This is a genomic window from Afipia massiliensis, assembly GCF_014203115.1.
GTDB classification, from domain to species: Bacteria; Pseudomonadota; Alphaproteobacteria; order Rhizobiales; family Xanthobacteraceae; genus Afipia; species Afipia massiliensis.
This window is the reverse complement of record NZ_JACHIJ010000004.1, coordinates 492,854-509,817: the sequence shown is the minus strand read 5'-3', so window position 1 is coordinate 509,817 and position 16,964 is coordinate 492,854. Positions and strand designations below refer to the sequence as shown.

The 16,964-nt window shown below is 58.5% G+C and carries 17 protein-coding genes, 1 tRNA gene and 1 pseudogene; 11 read left to right on the top strand and 8 right to left on the bottom strand.

The annotated features are described in order from the left end of the window. The first annotated feature begins 69 nt into the window (after window positions 1-69). A complete protein-coding gene (locus HNQ36_RS16225) occupies window positions 70-1,566 on the top strand; it encodes a trehalose-6-phosphate synthase (protein WP_184086835.1) in 1,497 nt (498 codons plus the stop codon). 89 nt (window positions 1,567-1,655) lie between these two features. Beyond that, window positions 1,656-1,745, top strand: a tRNA-Ser gene (locus tag HNQ36_RS16220). A 169-nt stretch (window positions 1,746-1,914) separates the two neighbouring features. Here HNQ36_RS16220 and HNQ36_RS16215 read toward each other — a convergent pair. Together HNQ36_RS16215 and HNQ36_RS16210 are read right to left on the bottom strand one after the other, a co-directional pair. Continuing rightward, the gene (locus tag HNQ36_RS16215; protein WP_210312052.1) at window positions 1,915-2,253 is read right to left on the bottom strand and encodes a hypothetical protein; all 339 of its coding nucleotides are present in this window, start codon (window positions 2,251-2,253) and stop codon (window positions 1,915-1,917) included. Then, complete coding sequence (locus HNQ36_RS16210; protein ID WP_184086831.1) at window positions 2,250-2,435, bottom strand: hypothetical protein; 186 nt, start codon at window positions 2,433-2,435, stop codon at window positions 2,250-2,252. The genes HNQ36_RS16215 and HNQ36_RS16210 overlap by 4 nt, the downstream gene beginning before the upstream one ends. 378 nt (window positions 2,436-2,813) lie before the next feature. Here HNQ36_RS16210 and HNQ36_RS16205 point away from each other — a divergent pair, with 378 nt between their 5' ends. Both HNQ36_RS16205 and HNQ36_RS16200 read left to right on the top strand, forming a co-directional pair. Continuing rightward, complete coding sequence (locus HNQ36_RS16205) at window positions 2,814-3,347, top strand: hypothetical protein (protein ID WP_184086829.1); 534 nt, start codon at window positions 2,814-2,816, stop codon at window positions 3,345-3,347. A gap of 16 nt (window positions 3,348-3,363) precedes the next feature. Further along, window positions 3,364-3,786 carry a hypothetical protein gene (locus tag HNQ36_RS16200; protein WP_184086827.1) on the top strand — a complete coding sequence of 141 codons (423 nt, stop codon included), beginning with the start codon at window positions 3,364-3,366 and terminating at the stop codon, window positions 3,784-3,786. A gap of 54 nt (window positions 3,787-3,840) precedes the next feature. Here the strand turns inward: HNQ36_RS16200 and HNQ36_RS16195 are convergent, their stop codons facing one another. The 6 genes from HNQ36_RS16195 to HNQ36_RS16170 all read right to left on the bottom strand — a co-directional run bounded on the left by HNQ36_RS16195 (window position 3,841) and on the right by HNQ36_RS16170 (window position 8,636). Then, window positions 3,841-5,229: a hypothetical protein gene (locus HNQ36_RS16195; protein ID WP_184086825.1), complete on the bottom strand. Its 1,389-nt coding sequence runs from the start codon at window positions 5,227-5,229 to the stop codon at window positions 3,841-3,843. Window positions 5,230-5,287: 58 nt separating this feature from the next. Next, on the bottom strand, window positions 5,288-6,112 hold the full coding sequence (locus HNQ36_RS16190; protein ID WP_184086823.1) for a hypothetical protein: 825 nt from the start codon (window positions 6,110-6,112) through the stop codon (window positions 5,288-5,290). Next, window positions 6,109-6,465, bottom strand: coding sequence for a hypothetical protein (locus HNQ36_RS16185; protein ID WP_184086821.1), 357 nt, complete (start codon window positions 6,463-6,465; stop codon window positions 6,109-6,111). Before HNQ36_RS16185 ends, HNQ36_RS16190 begins: the two co-directional genes overlap by 4 nt. Window position 6,466: 1 nt before the next feature. Further along, a complete protein-coding gene (locus HNQ36_RS16180) occupies window positions 6,467-6,766 on the bottom strand; it encodes an AlpA family phage regulatory protein (RefSeq protein ID WP_283814038.1) in 300 nt (99 codons plus the stop codon). A gap of 92 nt (window positions 6,767-6,858) precedes the next feature. Then, window positions 6,859-7,416, bottom strand: a complete 558-nt coding sequence (locus HNQ36_RS16175) for a hypothetical protein (RefSeq protein ID WP_184086817.1) — start codon at window positions 7,414-7,416, stop codon at window positions 6,859-6,861. Continuing rightward, entirely contained in the window at window positions 7,416-8,636 is a 1,221-nt protein-coding gene (locus tag HNQ36_RS16170) for a phage integrase central domain-containing protein (protein WP_184086815.1), read from the bottom strand. Before HNQ36_RS16170 ends, HNQ36_RS16175 begins: the two co-directional genes overlap by 1 nt. Window positions 8,637-9,477: 841 nt before the next feature. Here HNQ36_RS16170 and HNQ36_RS16165 point away from each other — a divergent pair. The 7 genes and pseudogenes from HNQ36_RS16165 (at window position 9,478) to HNQ36_RS16135 (ending at window position 16,903) form a co-directional block, all read left to right on the top strand. Next, window positions 9,478-12,327: an ATP-binding protein gene (locus HNQ36_RS16165; RefSeq protein WP_184086813.1), complete on the top strand. Its 2,850-nt coding sequence runs from the start codon at window positions 9,478-9,480 to the stop codon at window positions 12,325-12,327. A 190-nt stretch (window positions 12,328-12,517) separates the two neighbouring features. After that, window positions 12,518-13,831: an epoxide hydrolase family protein gene (locus HNQ36_RS16160; RefSeq protein WP_184086811.1), complete on the top strand. Its 1,314-nt coding sequence runs from the start codon at window positions 12,518-12,520 to the stop codon at window positions 13,829-13,831. 37 nt (window positions 13,832-13,868) lie between these two features. Continuing rightward, window positions 13,869-14,282 carry a cupin domain-containing protein gene (locus tag HNQ36_RS16155; protein WP_184086809.1) on the top strand — a complete coding sequence of 138 codons (414 nt, stop codon included), beginning with the start codon at window positions 13,869-13,871 and terminating at the stop codon, window positions 14,280-14,282. A 62-nt stretch (window positions 14,283-14,344) separates the two neighbouring features. Beyond that, window positions 14,345-15,001 (top strand): annotated as a pseudogene (locus HNQ36_RS16150) (VOC family protein). A 33-nt stretch (window positions 15,002-15,034) separates the two neighbouring features. Then, complete coding sequence (locus tag HNQ36_RS16145; RefSeq protein ID WP_184086807.1) at window positions 15,035-15,625, top strand: NADPH-dependent FMN reductase; 591 nt, start codon at window positions 15,035-15,037, stop codon at window positions 15,623-15,625. A 72-nt stretch (window positions 15,626-15,697) separates the two neighbouring features. Further along, entirely contained in the window at window positions 15,698-15,919 is a 222-nt protein-coding gene (locus tag HNQ36_RS16140; protein WP_184086805.1) for a DUF2798 domain-containing protein, read from the top strand. A 27-nt stretch (window positions 15,920-15,946) separates the two neighbouring features. Further along, on the top strand, window positions 15,947-16,903 hold the full coding sequence (locus HNQ36_RS16135; RefSeq protein WP_184086803.1) for an alpha/beta fold hydrolase: 957 nt from the start codon (window positions 15,947-15,949) through the stop codon (window positions 16,901-16,903). Window positions 16,904-16,964 lie beyond the last annotated feature (61 nt).

Below are 16,964 nucleotides of genomic sequence, written 5' to 3'. Positions count from 1 at the left end.
AGGGTGGCAGGGAACCATATTGATGAACAGGTGTTGTTTTTGCGGCTGCAAAACTAGGGAGGGCACTCTGTGGATCTCGTCGTCGTTTCCAACCGTGTCGCTCGCGCAAAAGCAAATGAGCCGATGACCGGTGGACTGGCAGCAGCGTTGCTGCCTGTAGTTGAAAAGTCCGGCGCGATCTGGGTCGGCTCATCCGGTCGCGTTCGCGACAACGTCTCGAAGGATTCATTCGCTGAAATCGAGTCGCTTGGCGCAGGCGCTCTCGCGCTGCTTGATCTTCCTGCGGCACATTACGGCGGCTACTACGAAGGCTTCGCCAATTCTGCCCTATGGCCGGCTCTGCATTCGCGCACCGACCTGATCAGCGTGTCGCAGGATAACTATCAGTGCTATCGCGAGGTGAACGCATTCATGGCGCGCGCGCTGATGCGCTTCAACAAGCCGAGCGCCGCATTCTGGATTCAGGATTATCACTTCCTCACGCTGGGCGCCGAGATGCGCGAGCTCGGGGTTCGCAATCCGCTCGGCTTCTTCCTGCATACGCCGTGGCCGGCGCGCCGCGTGATCGCGGGTGTCCCGCATCATCGCGATCTGGTCGAGTCGATGCTCGCCTACGATTTGATTGGCTTTCAGACCGAAGATGATTGCGAGAATTTCGCGACCTATCTGCGCGCTGAGCTTGGTCTTGAAGTCGAGGGCGGCAGTGTTTCCTCTCGTTTCGGCACTTCGCGCATCGCGGTGTTTCCCATCGGCATCGATGTCGATGGTTTCGCGGCACAGGCCCAGCGCGCTGCGTCGCATCCGGACGTGTCGCGGCTGCGCAAGAGCCTGCATGGTGAGCGTCTCGCGATCGGTGTCGATCGGGTTGATTATTCGAAGGGCCTCGTCAATCGCATCAGCGCGTTTGACCGGCTGTTCGAAATTCAGCCGTCCTTGAAGCGCTCTGTTTCATTGTTGCAGATCGCAACTCCGTCTCGCGGCGGGATCGAGGCCTACAGCAACCTGCAGGACGAACTGTCGAGGCAGGTGACCGAGGTCAACGGTCGTCATGGCGAGGTGGACTGGACGCCGATCCGCTACCTCAGCAAGGGATTCAGCCAGACTGTGCTCGCCGGTTTCTATCGGGCCGCGCAGGTTGGCGTGGTGACGCCGCTGCATGACGGTATGAACCTGGTGGCCAAGGAATATGTCGCCGCTCAGAATCCCATCGACCCCGGCGTTCTGGTGCTGTCGAAATTTGCCGGCGCGGCGAACGAACTCGACACCGCGCTCCTGGTTAATCCGCACGATATCGACGGCATGGCGCGCACCATTGCGACCGCGTTGTCGATGCCATCGACCGAGCGCCGGATGCGGTGGGAGGCGATGATGGCCAAACTGCGCGCGGGCACCATCCACAGCTGGTTTGCGGGATTTATCGAGGCGCTGGAGACCGCGCATACGGGCATCGGGCCGAGCCTGTTGCCGTCGGTTGTCCGGCCGCTGCGGGTCGCGGGGGCATCCGCCCTCGGCGATCGCCGGATGCGTGATTCGGCGCACTTTGGACCCCGGCCCATGGCAAATTAGTGCCTCAACTTCAGATATTTACGGAATATTTTGAGCTGACGCCCGCGCTCTCTTGCAAATCGGCGCGCGCCCCTTCATGACAGGCGCGTGGAGAGGTGGCCGAGTGGTTGAAGGCGCACGCCTGGAAAGTGTGTATACGGGAAACCGTATCGCGGGTTCGAATCCCGCTCTCTCCGCCAGAGAGTCTCCATAAGTCATTGTATTAATTGATATATTTATCTTATTGCGTTTGGCAACGTACGTTTTCACGTCAATAAAATCGAGCGTCGCTTTGGCTAGCCGCGCCCGGCCGCTTCCCCGGTCTTAGGCTTCTCTCAGTCTATTTTAGCGTGAGCCGGGCGGCTGAGCTTAGCGGTATTCCAGCTTTCGTCCTCGCTTACCAACATCGACGCATTCTTGACCCATCGCATCGCCGAGTTTGTACGCATGCTGGCGATATAAATCAGCTTGCGCTTTCGGGTCCGATTTCGCTTCGACGGCGGTCTGCATTTCCGACAACACCCTCACAACCGCTGGCGGGTGCCCGTCCGTCTCATAGTGATGGGCGATGCCCATGACGAGACTGTCGGCGGCTTCCTTCATACCAATTAGGCGCGCTGTTTGAGCAGCATTCGCCATCGCCGACCGCAACCACCAAAGGCCTCCGGCACCGACCAATAGAATGAGAATGATAGTTGTACCGCTCATGCTGCTGAACGGGACGAACGCCAGCCGCCCGGAAGAAGGTCACGACTTCCGTAGCCAAGAAAGCCTGCGAGGGAAAAGCCGCGCTTCAGGATTTCCTTGCGGGTGCCTGTACCGACCCATTCGTTCTGGCCGGTGGTGAAGTTGAACGCTTCCGCTTCGTAGTAACCTACCGAGTCTGACATGCTGCAATCCTTCAAATATTAAATGACTAAAGTGGCCTGATTGCACAGATAGTTTGCGGCCGTTCGAGGGCAATCAGCGAAACCAGCTAAGCAGTCGCGATAGGAAGCTGGGATTGTACTTCTCTAGAATGAGACGATTGTATTCGTCCATAACGGCCTTATCGGAAACGTGGCCCATGCGCTCTCGGGCTTTTTGTAGAAGGCCATGGTCGGTCGGCGCTGTGGCCAGAATAGAGCTTTCGCGAAACCTCTTTTGCAAATCTCCGACTGGGTCGCTCATTGTTCATCACTCCCGATGATTAAAAAATACAGCGTACCTAATAGCTGAGATTATAGCATGCCTTCACAGGTGCGTCAGAAATTCGGTAGACTCGCATCATGGCATCGAGGCTCACTTTGCGCATTGAGCCTGTCCCTGAACCGCTTTGGGGGCATAATCTTCGCTCGAACGAGGTCGGTCTCGGTCCTTACCGTTGGCTGAAGCTCAGCCGGGCGGTGCGGGCTGAACTCGGGCGCTGTTCTATTTGCGGAAGCCGCAAGCGGCTGCACGGTCACGAAGTCTGGAAGTTCACTGAAAAAGCCCGCAGCGGCATAGCGACTTTGGTGAAGGTCAATGCCATCTGCACCATCTGCCATTCCATTCAGCATTGGGGTCGAACGCAAATCCTCATAATGCAAGGTCTGATGACTGTTGCAGACGGCCGACGGCTTATTCGACATTTTGCTAAGGTGAACCGCTGCAAAGTTGAGGCTTTTGACGGGCACTCGAAACGAGCGTTCGCGCAGTGGCGCATCAGGAATAAGAAAAAATGGAAGGTTGATTGGGGTATATTCGGATCTGCCGTTGAGGAAGCCGCGATCTCGCGCCAACGTTGGCACCAGTCGAGGGCCACCGCGCTAATTAAAACTTAAACTTGAGGATTACTCGATGCGAACCGCTATTGCGACGTTGTTTACAGTTATTGCGCTTACGACCTCCGGGGTAGCTCTGGAAGTCAATCTTGGCACTGAGGCTGAGGGTACATCCTACGTCATCGACACAACCACCATCGGCGTGCGTTCGTATCGAACTGGCGCTGTTGTCGGAGCGATTGCGCCAAGGGATAAGGACTATCGAGAAGTCTGGGCCACGAGGAAGAACAAAAAAGGTGAAATCGAGTCCCAACTTCTGTGGGTGTTTGATTGCCAAAGCCGTGCGGCTGAACTTGCTGAAGCAAATACTTTGGACTCGTCAAAAAATCGGGATGTGACTGCTCGTGCGCAGGCAGGAGGAATAGAAAGATACATGGTCCGCATTCCCCCCAAATCTTACTTCGACCATGCAGAGAGGGTTGTTTGTAAGAAGCGCTAAATTCTGGTCTCGTCAGAAAACAACTTTGTTTCTCAGACCGTAGATACAGGCGACTCAGGAAACCAGAGCATTTTCACCACTAGACGGCAGAAAATGAGCAATGGGGATGTTCTTGAGAAACGGCCCTGAGCCGTAGTTCTGGATCAGCGCCTGAACGCACAAGCTGCCGGATTTATCGTATGCATACGCGCGCCAGAGAACTTGCCCGGTACGGCGGTCGTCGGGTCCCGGTTCTTGCCGCCGCTTCCCGAAACGCTTGTTCAGGCTATGGCGACCTAGCCGGGCGATATCGACATCGCGTAACACGAGGTGCTTCTGCCAGAAGGCGCGGAAATCGAATGCGAGCAAATCCGCGATGCTGGCAATGCCAACGGCGCGCACGGCGCGGGCCGAGCAAATCCGGTACTCGATATGCAGACAGTCGACCTCGCCGGTGACCGGGCTGGGTTTCGAGATGTATGCGCTGAGATATTTGCCGTTCCAGCGGCGGCCGGTCGACATGCCGCCGTTGTCAAACTCAATGGACTCGTTCTTGCCATTCCAAAGCTGGACGAAGCATCGCTTGAACGCAGCGAACGCCTCGCGCAGGATCTGTTCGTTCGCCAGAATGATGTCGAGCGCGATTTCGAGATAGATGATGAGCGGCGGTTGACGGTCACGCTTCGGCAACGCGCCGTTGCCTCTCGGAATGCGGTCATCACGTGAGGCCAGGTATGCGAGCGCCACGCGGTTTGCGCCGACAAGCTGAACCTGTTCTCGAAAGGGAAAGATGTTCAACTGCCGGAATGCGCCGCTCGCATCTTTTATCCATTGCCCATGCCGATGCACGTCGAGACTCTGACAGTTATCAGCGAGATGTTGGCGCTCTTCGGTTGTCAGCGGCCGCTTGAACAGAATGCGGCCCGAATGCGCGTAGAGGTAAACGTCGAGCGGCGCGAGCGCAGCTAGGAAGGCGGCGGCGTCAGGGCGAGTCGAACGGCGAACCGGACGCGGGAGCCTTGGTGAACTAACTGGGGTGACCGCCGCGCGCATGACTTCGAAGGCCCTTCTGAGGCGGTTGTATTCCGGCCGAAGCCGGGTCGGTGGCGGGTGCCCGGCTTTCGAGGCCGGTCGGGAACCCGGTTTCGTGGCCCACACAGCGCCGACGGTGAGCTTTTCGGGTTCAGGGGCGGTCAGTGCCCGCCCTCTTGCCAGAAAACGGCTGTCGCGGCTGTGTCTCGGAATGCAACCTCCGCCGAAAGCCTCAACTGTTGGGTGCACGCTGGGGGCGGCACCCAACAGCCGCGCCGCCGTGCCGGAGAACAGCACGGCAAAGCCGAGCGCGAGAAAGGAAACCAAACCGCGCTCGCTGCCTGCCGCGCCCCGAAAGGTAGGCCGCAGGCGCAGGGTGTTGTTTCTATGAACGAGGACACCGCCCTGTGGTCCTCGCCAGCGGCAGCGCATCGAACTGCGGCTGGGACTATCCGCCGGGAACAGCGTGACTGAACCCCGGCGAATTTCTTTAGGCCGCCGTCGCCTGCTTCGACCTCAGCGTGCATGACAGAACGGCGAGCGGATTGGCGAAAGGCCGCCGCGTGATCTGAATTTGCTCATAGGCCGCGAATTCGATAGCGGCTTCTTCGAGCACTTCTAGCTTCAGCATCTCGGACCTGATTGCAGCCACGCGCGCTGCCTTGTCCGTAGCCGTGAGGGCCAGTTCAGGTTCAGGCGCGTCATCAATCAGAGCATAGAGTCTCTTGAGAAACTTTTCTGGTTCGAGAAAAGCAAGAGCCGCTGCAACGTTCGCCTTGACGGTGAAGCTTCCTGCGTCGGTGAAGTCGACCGAGAACTTCCCATACTTGCTGGATGCAACCTTCGGCGGTGAACGCAAAACAAGATCATCCACGTATCGCTTTGCGGCCTCGCGGCGGCAGGCGCGGGTCGGGACTGCGCGATTAGCTCGACGCAGTTCGTCATCTAACGAAGCAATTTCATTTCGGAGGCGAAGTATGGCGGCGGCCACCGGTTCGTCTTTGCGCGGAACGAATTCGGCGGGCTGCTCGATGTCAACCAGAACCGAGTCGGGCTTCAAGGTCGGTAACCAGCCAGTGGTGATTTGGGTGAGAAGCTGAACCATAGCGTTATGCTTAGTTTGATGGTCGGCCGCATTGCCCTGCAGCCGTGCAAGCTCATGCTCAAGGTCAGCGAGGTCAGGCGGATTGCTAGATATCGCTCGCTTCACGCTGGAGATGCGCTGCATCGTCGAGTTGACCAAAGCACCGGCATCCTCGGTTTCTATGCGGAGCAACGTCAGCTTCTTGGCTGCTTTCCGTGGAAGAGTGATCATACCGCACCTGCCTTCTGCCACGCATTCTCAAGCGCAACGCTGCGGCGGTCGTATGCATCGGCTGCAGCATCACTTGTGTTGCGCGGTTCGGATACGGCGGGCGCGGTTGGCGGGGTATGCTGCCAAGCTGAACTCAAGCGAGCCTTCTGGTCCATGTACATCTGAGCGCGGCGGTCACGCTCAGCATCGGTGAGGCTCACCGCGCCGGGCCGGTGACCTGCGCTATCGAAGATCGGCATTGCGTCCATGAACTGCATACTGAAGCGGATGCTTTCGCGATCCTTGACGGTATAAGACTCGTCGGCATCGAGATCGCGAACGTACTTACCGTCGCGGAAAAGTTGCTTTGTCATTTTAGGTCCTCGCTGAGCGCCGACCATCGGCGCGGGTTGACTTGATATGGCGCGGAACGCGTGCCGGGCGCGCGCCGTCGGCCGCAGCCTTCGGTCGGCGGCAACCGCGCGGATTTGAAGTTTCAGATTTCTTGCTGGCTTCGATGCGCGGGTGCAGCCATGCTTGCACCTCGGCTTCTACCCAAGCGACGCGGTTCGCGCTCAACGCGACGTTCGAAGGAAAAGCGCCGCGAGCCATCTCAGAATAGATGCTAGCAGGCGGGAGGCCGGTCATCTCAACGACCTGCTTCAGCCGAAGCATCTTATAAATGGGCTTGGGTTCTGAACTCATCTAACTAGCTCCCTTACGTGCTCAGGGAAGCTAGGTAGAACTAAACCGGCAACCTAGAGGGTCTATTTGCTAGGCTTCGCTTTGAGCCTCATCCGCACTTCCGGGCGGACATAAAAGTTGAAACCAAAGCCGGTTAAGCGGTCGATGGACTTAAAGTGCGCTAGCAACTTCGTGTTGCGTAGTTCGACGCGCGCAACATCGTCACCCTTACGTTTCACGCTCTTTCTCGTAGGGGCGTCGATTAACTTCAGTACGTCTTTGGCCTTTAACTTTGAGGACTGAGTAGGATACGCCATCGCAGCGAGCCTGATCGACTCCGTCGCCGCAAGCTCGCGTAGCTCCGGGCCTAAACGTTCCCTGCCATGCGTAGCGGCATATCGCTTCAGTTTCCGCCAATAGAATGCCGCGAAATGAGCGGCTTGGTTTTTGGATATACGGACGCGACGTTCGTTCTCACCGCGCAACATGCGCGCAGCGGCAAGTCTATCTTCGTCCGTGAGGGTCAGCGGTCTTGATAGAGATTCCAATGCATCAATGATGGCCGCGCGGGTGACTTCGTCCAGCCGCTTGATGTCTAGGTCAGCCTTCGCAACGGCTTTCTTGCTTGATTTGGTTGGCATCACGCGCCTCGCTTCGATCCGCAGTAACGATCCCAATGGGCCATCATGTTTCGTCTTCGCTCAAGCAAATCACCGCGCCGATAAGCGGCCTCGGTTTTATCCTTCACCACATGAAAGAGCGCGATCTCGGAAATCGCGTTCTCGTAAACGGGATCGGTAGACTCCGACGCCCAGTCCTTGAACGAGGATCGAAATCCGTGGACGGTGAACCCGGGCTTCATATCTCGGAGAAGCTGCAACATGGCCATGTTGCTCATTGGCATCATCGGAGTCTTGCCAGCGAAAACGAATGACCGGGCGTCGGACTCATTGCGGAACATCTTCAGGATTTCGAGTGCGCGACCGCTGAGCGGAACGACGCGCGGTCTGTTGTCGGAAATCTTCACGCCAGCGCGGTCGGGAGGAATGGTCCAGAGGCGCGCCTTGAAATCCATCTCAGCCCATGTCGCGCCTAGAACAGCGCCGGTTCGCGTAGCCGTGAGGATGGTGAACTCAAGCGCGCGCGCACTCGTGCTGTTCCGTTGGCGAAGCTTACGCATGAAGGCCGGGATTTCCTTAAACGGAATAGCCTTGTGATGCTGGACGGGGGCGACCTTCGACCGTGGGGCCAAGTCGCTGTTCTTGAGGTTGTCCTTCCAGCGCGCCGGATTTGCGCCGTTGAACGCGCCCCGGACTCGCGCGGCCTCTAAAACCCGTTCGATCCGCTGACGGACCCGGTCGGCCGTTTCTGTCTTCGTATTCCAGATCGGCCGCAATATCTTAAGAACAAGGTCGGTATCGATGGTCGAGACCGGCAGGTCACCGATGACCGGATAAGCGTAGGTCTTCAAAGTGCTGGGCCATTGCGCGCTATGCGCGGCATTTTTCCAACCCGCTGATTGTCCCTTTATGTAGTCTTCGGCGACTTCCTTGAATGTGAGGCCCTTGACCCTATCCGCCTTTGTTTGCGCCTTCGGGTCGATGCCGTCGCGTACCAGCTTCCGCTTATCGCCCGCGAGTATGCGCGCTTCAGCAAGCGTCACGTCAGGGAAAGGCCCGAGGCCATGCCAGCGAGAGCGGCCACCGAGCGTGTATTGGAACAGCCAAGAGAACGTCCCTGATTTTGAAATCTGTAACCAGAGTCCGCCGCCGTCCGAATAGCGCCGATGCGGCGTTGGTTTCTTCACCAGCGCGCGAACCCTCGCTGGCGATAATCGGTTCAACTGTCTATGAGCGGTCACTGGAAAAACCCGACGTCAATTTGTACGTTCGTTTCTCCCCGCGAGGGGGCGCGACCCCCTTAGAACCAGCTAGATAAAGAAAGTCAATAAAATCGGGGGTTAAATGAACGCTCAGGCTTCTAGCCCCTTCTAGCCCAATCTAGGCTCAGCGGACGCTCTCTCCGCCAACCATCATTTGCCAACCATTCCGAAGTCGAAATTCTCGCCCTAAAAGCCCAATGTTTGCGGGTTTCGACTCCATCTGCCAGAGCTTCGTAGTCCGGCAATTTATACGGTTATGCAAATGGGTGTGGCTCAGCCTTCTGTTTGGGCATGCAACCGGCAAAAAAGACGGTGGCGACTTGGGGCGGATCAGAAGCTGTTACATATCCAGATGGAACGGATTTGACGTACCTACGAAGCGCTCTCATGCAGCGCGGGATCCAAGTCGCAGTCCCTGACGATTTATACCCGGATGCAAACTGTCCGAATCGATTTCGCGGAAACTCGTCGAGGCTGACCTTGTCATCGGTGTTCTCACGTCGGAGCGCCGGTCCAGCGCTATCGCGATGCCAAGATCGATCACGGTTGCGACGTTGTCCGCCGCGTTGGCGTCGGCGGCAAGTTTTCCGTAGCTATTAGCTAGCTCAATTAACTGCCTTATTCACTGGGTCTGAAGCGTTCTTCAACCTATGTTGTGTTGCTTAAGTTTAAGTGCCGACACGACCAAGTAGGTCTTACGTTGACGCAAGGACAACCATTGCAATGGCGAGCGGTAGCCGCATCCCCACACTTCCGGTGGCGCGGAGATGACTCTTGAAATAAAGTGACGCCGGAAAACGCGAACCGGAAGGTCGATGCCATGGCGACAGCGGCAGATCAGGCCAGCGATAGGTTGTCGTTTGGCCCCTTCAATTTGGTAGCGAGCGAAAGGCTTCTGACCAAAGACGGCGTCCCGATCGGCTTAGGCGCGAGAGCATTCGACATTTTAATCGTGCTGAGCACTTCGCCGAATGAAATCATTAGCAAAAAAGACCTGATATCGCGGGTTTGGCCGGACGTCACCGTGGAGGAGGGCAGTCTGCGCTTTCATATGACGAGCCTCCGCAAGGCGCTCGGCGATGGAAAGGACGGCGCGCGATATATTACGACCCTCGCAGGACGGGGCTATTGCTTCGTCGCGCATGTCTCGCGTGGAAGCAGCGCACCCGAGGCGCCTGCCGCCGTCGCCAATTTTCCGTACGCCAACCTTCCCGGCCGGCTGAGCCGAATCGTCGGCCGAGATGATGATGTCCAGAAGCTGTCAGCTGACCTGACTGCTTCGCGCTTTGTTACCATCGTGGGCGCTGGCGGCGTCGGCAAGACGACTGTCGCGATCGCCGTTGCACATCATCTGATGGAAGCCTTCGCGGGTTCTGTCCTTTTCGTCGATCTCGGGATGCTCATCGATCCGAAGCTCGCATCGACGGCTGTCGCCTCCATGCTGGGGCAGTCGATTCAGTCTGACGATGCAACGCCGGGTCTCATTGCATTTCTGAAGGGCCGACGGATTCTTTTGGTTCTGGACACTTGCGAACATTTGGTGGAGACGGTTGCGCCGCTGGCGGCAGGGATTATCGAGGCTGCGTCGCAAGTACATATCCTCGCCACGAGCCGCGAGGCACTCCGGGTCGAAGGCGAACACGTTTACCGACTGGAGCCTCTTGCGTGTCCTCCGGTTGGCGTGGAACTCACTGCGGCGGCTGTCCAGCAGTTTCCGGCAACCCAGCTTTTCGTAGAGCGCGCGATCGCGAGCGGCGCTCGCCTGGACTTCAGCGATGCGGAAGCTTTTATTATCGCAGACATCTGCCGAAAGCTTGACGGTGTGACGCTTGCGATCGAGCTCGCGGCTAGGCGCATTGAATCCCACGGATTGCAACAGACCGCCTCGCTTCTCGATCAACGGCTGGCGCGGTTGTGGCACGGGTCGCGCACGGCCCCCGCGCGCCAGCAGACATTGCAGGCGACGCTTGACTGGAGCTACGGACTCCTGTCCGAGCAAGAACGGGTGGTGCTTCGCCGGCTCGCCGTTTTCGTTGGGCATTTCACGCTCGATGCGGCGCTGGACGTCGTCACAAGCGCGCCCCTCGATCGATCTATTGTGTTTGGCGCTATTGAAAGTCTCGTTGCCAAGTCGATGGTTGCCACCCGCCCGATCGGGGCGATGATGCGTTACCGGCTGCTTGACACCACGCGCGCATACGCCCTCGACATCAGCTTAGACCCGGCCGACGCCGCCGATCTGGCCATGCGCCACGTGAGTTACTACCGGCGCTGGCTGGAGCAGACCGGAAACGAATGGGAGACACTAACGACCGGCGTGGAACGAGCACCCTTCTTCGCCGGCCTCAACAATGTCCGCGCTGCTTTGGAATGGTGCTTTGGCGAAAACGGCAACGTATCGATCGGTATTGAGCTAACAGCCGCTGCTGCGCCCGTCTTTCTGGCGATGTCGTTGTTGATCGAAAGCCAGCGCTGGTCGGAGCGCGGCCTGCTCGCTCTCGATGATTCACGCCGCGGGGGCCGCGAAGAAATGCAGCTTACGGCCGGTCTTGGAGTTTCGCTGATGTTCACGCGCGGCAACAGCGATCGGGTCCACGCGGCTCTCAGCAGAAGTCTTGAGATTGCCCAAGATTGCAGCGACGCTCTCCATTCGGCGGCAATGCTGGGTATGCTGCAGTTATTCCACCTGCGCGGGGGCGACTATCGCCTCGCCTTGCGATGTGCCGAGCATAGCTCCATGATCGCCAGCAAACTTGACAACATCCGGCTAAAAACAATGGCGCATTCGCTTTTGGGGATCTCGCGCCATCTTGCGGGCGACCTTAATGGCGCGCGGGTGGAACTGGAGGCTGCCCTCGAAAGTGAATCAAGCTCAGCAGCGGGCCGCGTGGCCTATTTTGGATTTGATCATCTCAGTTTGGCCGGAGCGTCACTGGCAACAACCCTTTGGTTGCTGGGTTACTCGGAGCAGGCATCGGCAAGAGCGCTTAAAGCTGTCAATGACGCTGAGCGCATGAGCCATCCGATTTCGCTAGTCATCGCGTTGACCGCGATCACAGTACTGCTCTGGACCGACGAGCTTGACGCTGCCGAGCAGCACTTGGACTCGTTTATTTCCCGCGCGGAAACGCAATACTTCGGGCCCTATGTCGATGTGGGGCGCGGCCTCCAAGCCGAACTGGCTATCCGTCGCGGAGATGTCGCGGCCGGGGTCGAGACGTTGAAGAATTGTTTGGAGAAACTCCACGCGGCGCATTACGAGCGCTTCGCCGCGAGATTCAGCATTATGCTTGCTCGTGGATACGCCGCTACCGGTCGGTTCATGGAAGGCATCAACTTAATCGAGGAAATCATACCATTCGTTGAAGCGAAAGGTGGCATCCCTTACACCCCTGAGCTCTTGCGTCTCAAGGGAAGCATCTTACTGAAGATGCCAAAGCCTCGGATTAAAGAGGCCGAGACGTGTTTCAAGCAATCGCTTGATCTGAGCCGCAAGCACGGTTCTCGCGTCTGGGAGCTGCGAGCCGCCACTGACCTTGCAGCGCTTTGGGCCGACCAGGGGCGTGTCAAGGATGCGCGCGGGCTCCTGCTTCCGGTATTCGAGAAATTCACCGAAGGGGTGAACGCTGACCTTTGTGCCGCCCAGCATCTCTTGACGAGATTAGGCTAGCACGGCCGGCGGGTGCCTATCTCCTGGTTTTCCTGAATGAATCGGCCAGTCGTCGCTTGGCAGTGAATTCAACCTGCGCGCAAGTCGCCCTGCATCCCTGACAGCCGCTAACAACGTCTCACAACCCATAACGGGCGTTTCCTGCGTCGCGGACGTAGTTCTTGGGCAACCGAGAACCACCGTTGAACGGATGGAAAGCCCCGTGAATACCAACAAGACTATCGAAGCAATCGACCACACTCGCCGCAGGCTTTTGGGCATGGCCGCGATGGGCATTACCGTAGCGGGTGCCGCAAGCTTGCTCCCGTCACAACTTGCCGCCGCGCCTGCCGGAAACGTCATTCGCCCCTTCCGCGTCCACGTACCGGAGGAGCAACTTGCCGATCTGCGCCGGCGCATCGCCGGTACGCGCTGGCCGGATCAGGAAACCGTCAATGACGGGTCGCAGGGCCCACAGCTCGCGAAATTCCAGGAGGTGATCCGTTACTGGGGCACGCGCTACGATTGGCGGAAGGTGGAAGCACGGCTGAATGCGCTCCCCATGTTCCTGACCGAAATCGACGGCATCGACATTCATTTTGTTCATGTCCGCTCGAAGCATGAAAATGCATTGCCGTTGATCGTCACCCACGGGTGGCCGGGCTCGATCATCGAGCAGCTCAAAATCATCGATCCTCTGACCGATCCCACGGCGCGCGGCGGGAATGCATCGGACGCGTTCGATCTCGTGATCCCGTCGATGCCCGGCTACGGCTTTTCAGGCAAGCCAACGGACAAGGGCTGGAATCCGGATCGCATCGCGCGTGCTTGGGCTGAGCTGATGAAGCGGCTCGGCTACGCTGCCTACGTCGCCCAGGGTGGCGACTGGGGCTCTCCCGTTTCCAGTGCGATGGCGCGCCAGGCGCCCGTGGGACTGCGCGGCATCCACATCAACCTGCCGGCGACAGTTCCTTCCGAAGTGGCCATGGCCCTCGCTGGCGGCGGACCCGCGCCCGCAGAACTCTCCGTCAAGGAACGTGCGGCGTTCGACTCGCTCGATATGTTTTTCAGGAAGTATCGGGCTTACGGCGCCATCATGGGTACGCGGCCGCAGGCGATCGGCTACGCCTTGGCGGACTCTCCGATCGGGCTTGCGGCCTGGATCTTCGACTACAACAACGGCGAGCCCACGCGCCGACTTCAGCGGGATGACGTGCTCGACAACATTACGCTGTACTGGCTGACCAACACAGCGACATCGGCAGCGCGCATCTACTGGGAGACCGCTGGCCAGAGCGTTGTTCTCGCGACGGCGCAGAAGACCTCCGAGATCTCGCTTCCGGTCGCCATCACTGTCTTCCCGGACGAGGTCTATCGCGCCCCTGAGACATGGTCCCGTCGTGCCTACCGCAATCTCATCTACTTCAACGAGGCCGACAGGGGCGGCCACTTCGCTGCGTGGGAGCAGCCTGAGCTCTTCTCTCAGGAAATCCGCGCGGCGTTCCGGCCACTCCGACAACCGTGATCGAAACCAGCTCTCACACATCGAAAGGAGAATTCTCATGAAGAAGTATCGAATTATCACGGCAGCGGCGGCGCTGCTCGTCGCAACCAGCCTGATCCTGCCCGTGGCGCGCGCCGGCGAAGTGAGTCTGGGCGACATCAAGCGCACCAATCTTATGCGGAACGATCTCAGCGCCCCCGGACGCGAGGTCATCCAAGTGCTCGTCGAATTTGAACTGGGCGTGAAGGCCGTCAGGCATTCGCATCCGGGTGAGGAGCTCGTCTTTGTGACCGAAGGTTTGCTCGAATACCAGCTCGACGGCAGGCCGCCGGTGACGCTCAAGGCCGGGGACGTGCTGTTCATTCCGCACGGCACGCCTCATGCGGTGAAGAACGTCGGCACCGGCAAGGCTGTCGAGCTCGCCACATACATCGTCGAGAAAGGCAAACCGCTTCTCGCGCTTGGCCAGTGAACGCCAGCAACGTGAGCGCCTGTTCGTCACAGTAAAACTCACTCAACTCTAGGAGCTAGAAAATGAACATCCAGGTTCGCAGTAACTCGGCCACCGATCTCCCGCAAACGGGGAGCATCGACATGAAGTTCGAGGTTGCCGCCATTCCCGTTTCTGATGTGGATCGCGCCAAGCAGTTTTACAGCCGTCTGGGCTGAAGACTTGACGCTGACTTCGTCGTTGGTGACAACTTTCGGGGCGTGCAGTTCACGCCTCCAGGATCGCCGGCTTCGATCCACTTCGGCAAGGGCGTGACGTCGGCTACCCCAGGCTCCGCTCAAGGTCTGTTCCTTGTCGTGTCCGACATCGAAGCGGCGCGCGCCGAGCTCATCGGACGTGGTGTTGATGTGAGTGACAGCTTTCATGTCGCCGGTCCAGGACATCCCCCGATCCCAGGTCCGGACCCGGAGCGGCGTAGCTACTTCTCTTACGCAACGTTCAAGGATCCGGACGGCAACACCTGGCTGTTGCAGGAGGTCACCGCGCGGTTTCCCGGACGCGTGGATGCAAACCAAACGACGTTCTCGTCAGTGGCCGACCTGGCAAGCGCGTTCCGCCGCGCAGCAGCGGCACACGGTGAGCACGAGAAGCGGAACGGCGGGCGGCATGATGAGACCTGGCCTGACTGGTACGCCGAGTACCTGGTGGCGGAGCAGGCTGGCAAGGATCTGCCGCAATAGCGGCAGTTCCAGTTTCACCAATGGAGGTTCGCCATGAGCAATCGCATCCTCGTCTTCTACGGCTCCTATCGTTCTGATCGGATGGGTATCCGGCTTGCTCAATTTGTGATCGAGCGGCTGCGAAACCGGGGTGATGACGTCGAGTTGATCGATGCCAAGGCGATCGATCTCCCGATTCTTGACCGGATGTACAAGGAATATCCGAAGGGCCAAGCCCCCGAACGCCTTGAGCAGCTCGCCGGCAAGATCCGCGACGCCGACGGGTTCGTGTTCATCACGGGCGAGTACAATTGGGGCGTCCAGCCCGGACTGAAAAACCTGACGGATCATTTCCTGGAGGAGTGGTTCTGGCGTCCCGCCGCGATCGTCAGCTATTCCGCCGGACGTTTGTCCGGTGCGCGCGCGGCAACCGCCTGGCACGGCACGCTCTCTGAGATGGGGATGGTGGTGATCTCCAGCACGATTGGTGTTGGTCCTATCGGGCAGACCCTGTCGCCTGAAGGCGAGGCCGTTGGCGAGGCCGGCCAGGCGCTCGAGCTGACCTTCCCGCGTTTTGCCGACGATCTCGCGTGGTGGGTGGAAGCGGCCAAAGCGCAGCGACAGCGCAAGGCGCCGCCTTATTGACCGCGAGAGCGAGAGGCAAGCGCAGACATTGCGCCTGCGAATAAAATGTCATTCGCACCAAGGATACTGACCATGAACACGCAACTAAAACGGAAAATCGTCTTCTCACTGTTGATGGGCGTCGTGACGACCGGAATCATCTCCTTCGCCCTTCTCGCCCTCAATCTGGGATTCTCGAACAAATTTGCCCTCGTATGGCTCCGTTCCTGGGCCGTCGGGTACGTGATTGTTGTTCCGGCGATCTTGCTGCTCGGCCCGCGACTGCAAGCGCAAATCGATCATCTGGTTAAGTGAACCGGTCATACAGGGAAGGGAGCCGGCATGCTGAAGCTATCATTCAAGAACTTTTTCGCAGCCGCTGCAGCGCTCGGCGCCTCCGTCGCGCCGGGACACGCCCAAGCGCCCTCTGGGCAAGAACAGAAAGCCGATATCAGTTTCTTGAAAATCGACGAGGACATCACGCTCAGAAGAATGGTGGTGCACAATCCGAGATCGAAAGGGACTGTTCTCCTTCTGCATGGATTTCCGGAGACGCTGTACGCCTGGAAGGACATTTCCCTCGCGCTCGCCGATGACTACGAAGTTCATGCTTTCGACTGGCCGGGCTACGGTCTTTCGTCACGGCCGACGGTCGACAGGTTCTCCTACGCGCCCAAGGACTATGCGCGTGTCCTGAATGAATACATAGGGAAAGCAGGAATCGACACATCGAGGCTCACGATCTACGCAACGGATATCGGAGCCCTGCCAGCGCTTCTTCTGGCTCTGGAAAAACCCGACATCGCGAAGACTCTCATCGTCGGCGACTTCGCCCCGTTCAACCGCCCCCATCTCATGTACGAGAGCCTGCAAAGCCTGAAGGCGGGGCCCTCGATGGAGCAGGCGCGCGCGCAGCTGAACGCGAATCGCGAGGATATCCTCGAAAATGCCTTCAGAAGAGGTTTGCCCAAGGAAGCGCAATTCGAGGTGTCGCGGGGGTTCAAGGAAGACATGTTGCGTGGATGGCAACAGGGCGCGATGACGACGGCAGACGCATTCTCCCACTACTATTCGCACTTCACGCGGGATCAAGATCACTTCGAATCGCAACTGGCCCGGCTCAAAACCTCGGTGAAAGTGATTTGGGGTGAGAAGGATCTCTACATCAAGAAAGAAATGGGAATCGAGTTCGCCGAACGGATCCACGCCAAATTCACGCTTCTTCCCGGGATCGGGCACTACCCTCATCTCCAGAACCCGAAGCAGGCCATCGATGAGGTGCGTGCCTCATTCCGATGAGTGCGCAATGGTCCACGATACCTGGATCAAGTCTGAAACAGCAGTCTCCTATCGCCTGATC